This is a genomic window from Thalassovita litoralis (genome assembly GCF_900182725.1).
Taxonomy (GTDB): Bacteria; Pseudomonadota; Alphaproteobacteria; order Rhodobacterales; family Rhodobacteraceae; genus Thalassobius; species Thalassobius litoralis.
The window spans coordinates 39,795-46,548 of the sequence record NZ_FXTO01000025.1 but is presented as its reverse complement, the minus strand read 5'-3'; the positions used below and the strand labels follow the sequence as shown (position 1 = coordinate 46,548).

Below are 6,754 nucleotides of genomic sequence, written 5' to 3'. Positions count from 1 at the left end.
CTTCAATGCGGGGGGTGTCTTCGTGTGCGTCCATAAGGACACTCGTTAAACCCTCGCGAAATCAGCCCGCCAGACGGCCCTCGGCGTAAGCTTACACTGCGGCGAAGTACAGGCAACAAACAAAAAGTCTGTTCTCAGACTGGGCATTAATGCCTGTAAACGCAATTTCATCCCATATGGTGACGGACAAGTACACAGAACTGGTTCGGTCTGGGAAAAGTGTTGACTACGTGAACAGCGGTTTCCGTACACTAAAGGCACTATTCAACTATGCTGGGGTGATCCCCAACCCGATCTCTGTAGCTGGTAAAAGAAACGGGGTATCATTTTCATCAGAACCCCGGAATACGTTCCTACGCTCAGATCAGATTAAGGGTTTGATTGCCAGCTTTGGACGGTCAGCTTGGGCCGCTGATCCACGTAGCCCGGACCATGTATCCTTTTTGTTGTTCGTCCTGCTGACAGGTTGTCGTAAAAGTGAGGCCCTGAACCTTTGCTGGAAAGACGTTAAAGAACGTGAAATTACGTTCCTGAACACGAAAAACAAACGGGATCATACAATTCCGAATGTCGGCATGATAACAGACGTCTTGGCTAGTCGGCGGAGGTCAGACGCCGAACCTGAAGACAGGGTGTTCTTGTTAACCGACGACCGCCTTAAAATCCGGCTCAAAGAGTCACGGGAAACAGGCTTTCTTGGAGATTGGACAACCCACGACTTACGAAGAACTTTTGCGGAACACTCTTCACTAGCTGGAATTGATCCCCATCAGATCGGTATGGCCTTAAATCACACACCTGTTGGTGTAACGACAAAGAGCTATCTAGGGGGCAACTTGGCTAAACTGCCCAGCCTGCGCCGAATGTACCAACTGTATCAGAGTCAACTTATGTCATACCTCATGGGCAAGGATGACAACCAAGGGATTGACGCTGATTATAGAGGTGAAGACAAAAACGGGATTTTTCAGGACCAAATCATAGCGGCATTCCCGAACTATTACGAGTTCAGAAACCCCGGAATACTAGACCTAGACCAATAGGCGCTGGGCCAATCCAAAATCTTTTTTTTTGTCGTCGGATATGTGTGGCGTTGCATTCGGAATCTGGATTCAGCGCCCATGATTCCAAGGGTCCCATGCCCCATCTACGACAGAGACAGACGGGGCCTTTGGGCTGACGACAGATTAACCTTCCTGTGTCGTGTTATGCTTCTCAATGATCCGGTACAGGCTAGCCATACTGATCCCAACTTGGTCGCATAACTGGGTCGGTCCTGCTTCGTTCAAAGGGCCAGAACAAATTTGAACTCCGACCAGAATTTAAAACTCCATCAGCTAAATTCATTACCAAGCCTGTTGAGATTACCACACCAAGAGCATTGCCAACGGTCTCAACCAAATATGGGACGGTTTATCGTGATGGTTCTCACAGCGAAGTTCCATTCAACAAGATTGCCCTGTTGGGGTTTGTGAAACCTTCCCTGCTAACCATTGAAGCGCCACACCATCACTGGGACATTTTCTTTGGGGATACCCCTGCCCCTTCGAAGAATTGGAATTTGCTTACGGACGGAAGCCACTGGCATCCACGTCATGAGGAAATCATGAACCACATTGTTGATCGTGCTGCACTTCGAGGAATCCAAGCTGTTCGCTATGATGAAGGTAGTTTCCTAACATCTAACCCAGATGCACTTGGAATGCTTTTGGATGGTGAACTTGTTCGTCTTTCCGGACGATCAGGGCAGAAACCCCTGCTTACGATCACCGATACTTATGGACGACAACATAAACGTTGGGGAGGGAAACTTTAAAATACCGTCTACTAAAAGTCTATCAAAGCACGATACGACACAAAACTTGTTGTTTTTAAATGAAATAATTCAGAACGACAAGAATTTTAAGTCTCCTGTGTCTACCGTTCCACCACGCCCGCACAACACTGGCGCGGACAATAGCGAAACAAACGGGGGTGTAAAGGCACGCCGAACGATCCCCGCTTGACGCCACTGCCAAAAGACCAGATCGTCCCCCCATGATCCCGATACGCGACCATAACCCGTCCCAGCAAACACCCTATGTCACCTATGCGTTGATCGCTGTGAACATTGGCGTGTTCCTTAGCTATGTCAGCCTATTTTCCAATCCCCCTGCGCTGAACGCATTCTTTGCGCAATATTCCCTGATCCCGGCCCGGATCAGCAGCGGGGGCGGGTATGAAACCCTGATCACCACCATGTTCCTGCATGGCGGTTTTATGCATCTGGCAGGGAATATGCTGTTCCTGTGGATATTTGGCGACAACATGGAAGACGAAATGGGCCACGTCGGCTTCCTGCTGTTTTATCTGGCCTCTGGGCTGGGGGCGGCCTTGGCCCATGTGGTGTCTGCCCCCGGCTCTATGGTGCCGACCGTGGGAGCATCAGGCGCTATTGCCGGGGTGATGGGCGGCTACCTGCTGCTGTTTCCCAAGGCAAAAATCGACATTCTGTTTATCTTCGTCGTCTTTTTCCGGGTGTTTTCAGTGCCCGCATGGGTCATGCTGGGCCTGTGGCTTGTCATTCAGCTTTTCGCCGGAACCACAGCCGACCCCAGCACAGGGGGCGTTGCCTATTGGGCACATGCCGGGGGCTTTGTGATCGGCTTTGTGCTGACATTGCCCCTGTGGCTGCGACGTGGCGGGCGGGGATACTGGGGTCGCACCGCGGGACAACCGCCGCATCCTGCTGCGCATTATAACTTCTCGGCCAGTTCCATTCCCATCGTCAGGAGACGCAGAAAATGAGCCACAAACTAACCTGCCATTGCGGCGCTGTGGAATTGAAAGTTGATCTGACGGACGGGTTCAACACCGCCCGCCGCTGCGACTGTTCCTTTTGCCGCCGCCGTGGGGCGATTGCCGTTTCAGCGCCGCTGGATGGCGTTCAGATCGTCAAAGGTGCGGATAAGCTGACCCTGTACCAATGGGGAACGAATACAGCGAAGCACTATTTTTGTTCGGTCTGTGGGATTTACACCCACCATAAACGCCGATCAGACCCCACCCAATACGGCGTGAACGTGGCCGCGCTGGAAGGGGTCAATCCCCGCGATTTGGGCGAAGTCCTGTGGACTGATGGCGTGAACCATCCCAGTGATCGCACCTGATCCACCACACACCGCAAGGACGCGGGTCTGCTGATGTTCACAAAATAAAAAAGGCAACCTTTGAAACAGGTTGCCTTTCTGTCTGTTCTTTCTTGGCAAAAATATCCAATGCGCCACCTTAGCCAAGGGACGAACGCCCAAACAGGTGTGCAACGCCTTCGCCTCGCCCACCCTACGGGCTATCAGTCGCGGGCGCGCACGATCTTGGCGAAGCGCTCAAAAATCTCGCCATTGGCGGCAACGATATCGCCATGTTCCAGCGGATCATGACCATCGCGGATCGGGCCGATCATGCCCCCGGCTTCGGTTACGATCAGCGTACCGGCCGCAATATCCCAAACGTTCAGTTCGCGTTCCCAGAACCCATCGTAGCGGCCTGCGGCGACATAGGCCAAATCCAATGCGGCTGATCCGAACCGACGGACACCGGCGCATTCGGGCATGATCCGGGCCAAATCCTGCAATGTGGCGGGCAAGGTGCGTTTCCCGGCAAAGGGGATGCCAGTTGCAAAGATCGATTCAATCATCCGGTTGCGGCCCGAAACCCGCAGACGGTTGGAATCGTTCAGCCACGCGCCCATGCCTTTTTCGGCATAGAACATTTCGTCTTTGGCGGCGTCATAGATCACAGCGGAAACGATCTGGCCCTTGTGTTCCAACGCGATCGAGATTGCCCAATGCGGCAGGCCGTGCAGGAAATTGGTGGTGCCATCCAGCGGGTCGACAATCCAGCGGCGGGTCGGGTCTTGCCCGGCGTCTTCGCCGCCCTCTTCGGCGATCCAGCCATAGGTGGGGCGTGCGCCCATCAATTCGTCTTTCAGGATGCGTTCCGCTGCCAGATCGGCCTTGGATACGAAATCGCCCGCGCCTTTCATCGACACTTGCAAATTCTCAACTTCGCGGAAGTCTTTCACCAGCGAACGGCCCGCTTTGCGCGCGGCCTTGATCATGATGTTAAGATTTGCACTGCCTTGCATCGGTCGGCTCCTGATTGTCCAAGCCGCGCCTATAGCGTCCGCAGCCCTGTTTGCCAAGGGATAAGGCGGGATTTTCCCTTGTTTCCGTGGCGCTGGCATCCATCCCCGGAACGGGCAATTTCACCATGATCCCCTGCCTTGGCCTCTGGCGGTAATATCACCCAAAAAACAGGGACAAACGCAAGCCCTTACTGACGCTGAAGCTTGACCGGCTCGGTTCGGGCCAATCGGATAAAATGCGCGAAATACGGATGTGTAGCGTCCTCGCTGCGCACAGCCGCGTAAAGCCTGCGGGTCAGCCCGTTTTTGGTCAGCGGGCGGGTCACGTAATCCGAATTATACTTGACCTCACGCACCACCCAATCCGGCAGCACTGCCACCCCACGGTTAGAGGCCACCAACAGCAAGATCATCGCTGTCAGTTCCACACGGCGAATATTGGCAGGTTCCACCCCGGCGGGTTTCAGCAACATGTTGAAGATGTCCAGCCGGGACCGATCCACCGGATAGGCAAACAGGGTTTCGCCGCGAAAATCCTCGGCCTCGATATAGTCTTTCTGCGCCAATGGATGCTGTGACGATGCCACGAAAACCGGCGAATAATCGAACAGGGGAATAAACTCGACCCCCGGAATATCCTCGGGGTCCGAGGATATGACCAAATCCACCTCTTCCTTGACCAATGCGGGCAAGGCATCGAAGGCCAGGTTCGGGCGAATATCCACATCCACATCGGACCATGCCTTGCGGAATTGTTCCAACACCGGGAACAGCCATTCAAAACAGGCATGGCATTCAATGGCGATATGCAGACGCCCCGCCTTGCCGGTAATGATGCCTTTGAATTCTTCCTCCAGCGCGGCCAGTTCCGGCAGTATTTTCTCCGCCGCCCGCAACAGCCGCATTCCCGCCGCCGACAGCTTGAGCGGTTTAGAGCGGCGAATAAACAATTCGACCCCGGTTTGATCCTCCAGATGCTTGATCTGATGGGACAGGGCCGATTGCGTGATATTCAACTGATCCGCCGCCCGGACCATTCCCCCAGCGTCATGAATGGCCTTGATCGTGCGCAGGTGGCGAATCTCGATATGCATTTATGAACGATCCTCATGTTGATCTTCAATTTTATGAAGTTGTCTCACAAAGGAAAATCTGCGACAAGGGGACAAGTTCAAAAGATGGATACACCCGATGACCGCGCCCGCTATTTCGTTCGAATTCTTCCCGCCCCAAAATCTGGAGGCATCGTTCCGCCTGTGGGATACGGTACAGGTTCTGGCCCCACTGGCCCCGCGCTTCGTATCCGTGACCTACGGTGCCGGGGGAACCACCCGCGACCTGACCCGCGATGCCGTGGCAACCATTCACAAACATTCTGGCCTGAATGTTGCGGCGCATTTGACCTGTGTAAACGCCACCAAGGCTGAAACGCTGGCCATCGCGGATCAGTTCGCCGAAGCGGGCGTCAATGAAATCGTGGCGCTGCGCGGCGACCCGCCCAAAGGATCCGGTGCATTCCAGCCCCATCCCGAAGGCTTCGCCAATTCTGTTGAATTGATCGAAGCGCTGGCCGCGACCGGGAAGTTCAAAATCCGCGTTGGTGCCTATCCTGAAAAACACCCCGAAGCAGGAAGCCATGCTGCGGATGTGGAATATCTGAAGCGCAAATTCGATGCAGGCGCGGACGAAGCCCTGACCCAGTTCTTCTTCGAGGCGGATACGTTCTTTCGCTTCCGCGATGCCTGCGCCAAAGCCGGGATCGACAAGCCGATCATCCCCGGCATCCTGCCGATTGAAAACTGGAAAGGCGCGCGCAACTTTGCCCGCCGCTGTGGCACGGATGTACCCGCATGGCTGGACGATGCGTTTGAAAAAGCCGAACGCGACGGGCGTCAGGACTTGCTGGCAACCGCCCTGTGCAGCGAATTGTGCAGCGATTTGATTGATGGCGGAGTGGACAGCCTGCATTTCTATACGCTGAACCGCCCGGAACTGACACGCGATGTCTGTCATGCACTGGGCGTTACACCCAAGGTCAATCTGGAAAACGTTGCGTAACAGGCTCTTGCCCGCCCGGCGGTGCCGCGCCACTCTTCACATGTGAAATACATGAGGGAGGCGCGGCCATGACCGCCATGAAACATGCTGTGACACCCGAAGATCTGCCCTCTCCGCAGGAGATGCTGGAACAGACCGGGTTAGAAGCCATGCAGAAAATGTTGCGCGGGGAAACGGTTGGGCCACCCATCGCGCATTTGCTGAACTATGACGTGACCGAAGTCGAAGAAGGCCGCGTGGTGTTCGTTGGAACGCCCCTGTTTAGCATGGCGAACCCGATGGGAACCGTGCATGGCGGCTGGTATGGCACGGTTCTGGACAGTTGCATGGCCTGCGCAGTCATGACCAAAGTCCCAAAGGGCAGCACCTATACGACGCTGGAATACAAGATCAACATCCTGCGCCCGATTCCGCTGGGTATGCAGGTCGAAGCCATTGGTCTGGCGCAGCATGTGGGCCGTTCCACGGGGATTGCTAACGGCGAAATTCGCGGTGTTCAGGATGGCAAACTATATGCCACCGGATCGACCACCTGTATTGTGATGAAGGTTGCCTAACCCCATCAGGGCA

Annotated in this window: 8 protein-coding genes; 6 read left to right on the top strand and 2 right to left on the bottom strand. The window is 54.7% G+C overall.

What is annotated here, in order from left to right:
* Nucleotides 1-230: 230 nt before the first annotated feature.
* From FN828_RS15360 to FN828_RS15345, 4 genes are all read left to right on the top strand, one after another.
* Complete coding sequence (locus FN828_RS15360; RefSeq protein WP_185959044.1) at nt 231-1,043, top strand: tyrosine-type recombinase/integrase; 813 nt, start codon at nt 231-233, stop codon at nt 1,041-1,043.
* A gap of 563 nt (nt 1,044-1,606) precedes the next feature.
* Nucleotides 1,607-1,816, top strand: coding sequence for a hypothetical protein (locus tag FN828_RS15355; RefSeq protein ID WP_142494321.1), 210 nt, complete (start codon nt 1,607-1,609; stop codon nt 1,814-1,816).
* A 221-nt stretch (nt 1,817-2,037) separates the two neighbouring features.
* Nucleotides 2,038-2,787, top strand: coding sequence for a rhomboid family intramembrane serine protease (locus FN828_RS15350; RefSeq protein ID WP_142494320.1), 750 nt, complete (start codon nt 2,038-2,040; stop codon nt 2,785-2,787).
* Nucleotides 2,784-3,149, top strand: coding sequence for a GFA family protein (locus FN828_RS15345; protein ID WP_142494319.1), 366 nt, complete (start codon nt 2,784-2,786; stop codon nt 3,147-3,149). Before FN828_RS15350 ends, FN828_RS15345 begins: the two co-directional genes overlap by 4 nt.
* A 182-nt stretch (nt 3,150-3,331) precedes the next feature.
* On the opposite strand, the gene FN828_RS15340 is transcribed toward FN828_RS15345, so the two are convergent.
* Nucleotides 3,332-4,126 (bottom strand): inositol monophosphatase family protein, encoded by a 795-nt coding sequence (locus FN828_RS15340; RefSeq protein WP_142494318.1) that lies wholly within the window; start codon nt 4,124-4,126, stop codon nt 3,332-3,334.
* Between the two features lie 188 nt (nt 4,127-4,314).
* Complete coding sequence (locus tag FN828_RS15335; protein ID WP_142494317.1) at nt 4,315-5,220, bottom strand: LysR family transcriptional regulator; 906 nt, start codon at nt 5,218-5,220, stop codon at nt 4,315-4,317.
* 97 nt (nt 5,221-5,317) lie between these two features.
* On the opposite strand from FN828_RS15335, the gene metF reads away from it, so the two are divergent.
* Together metF and FN828_RS15325 are read left to right on the top strand one after the other, a co-directional pair.
* Nucleotides 5,318-6,184, top strand: coding sequence for a methylenetetrahydrofolate reductase [NAD(P)H] (gene metF / locus FN828_RS15330; protein ID WP_142494316.1), 867 nt, complete (start codon nt 5,318-5,320; stop codon nt 6,182-6,184).
* 77 nt (nt 6,185-6,261) lie between these two features.
* Nucleotides 6,262-6,741 (top strand): PaaI family thioesterase, encoded by a 480-nt coding sequence (locus FN828_RS15325; protein ID WP_142494324.1) that lies wholly within the window; start codon nt 6,262-6,264, stop codon nt 6,739-6,741.
* The last annotated feature ends 13 nt before the right edge of the window (nt 6,742-6,754 follow it).

Bases quoted from the DNA above. Each gene is read 5' to 3' on its own strand.
- FN828_RS15355 (WP_142494321.1), top strand. From the start codon at position 1,607: ATGAACCACATTGTTGATCGTGCTGCACTTCGAGGAATCCAAGCTGTT.
- FN828_RS15340 (WP_142494318.1), bottom strand. From the start codon at position 4,126: ATGCAAGGCAGTGCAAATCTTAACATCATGATCAAGGCCGCGCGCAAA.
- FN828_RS15345 (WP_142494319.1), top strand. From the start codon at position 2,784: ATGAGCCACAAACTAACCTGCCATTGCGGCGCTGTGGAATTGAAAGTT.
- FN828_RS15325 (WP_142494324.1), top strand. From the start codon at position 6,262: ATGAAACATGCTGTGACACCCGAAGATCTGCCCTCTCCGCAGGAGATG.
- metF (WP_142494316.1), top strand. From the start codon at position 5,318: ATGACCGCGCCCGCTATTTCGTTCGAATTCTTCCCGCCCCAAAATCTG.
- FN828_RS15335 (WP_142494317.1), bottom strand. From the start codon at position 5,220: ATGCATATCGAGATTCGCCACCTGCGCACGATCAAGGCCATTCATGAC.
- FN828_RS15350 (WP_142494320.1), top strand. From the start codon at position 2,038: ATGATCCCGATACGCGACCATAACCCGTCCCAGCAAACACCCTATGTC.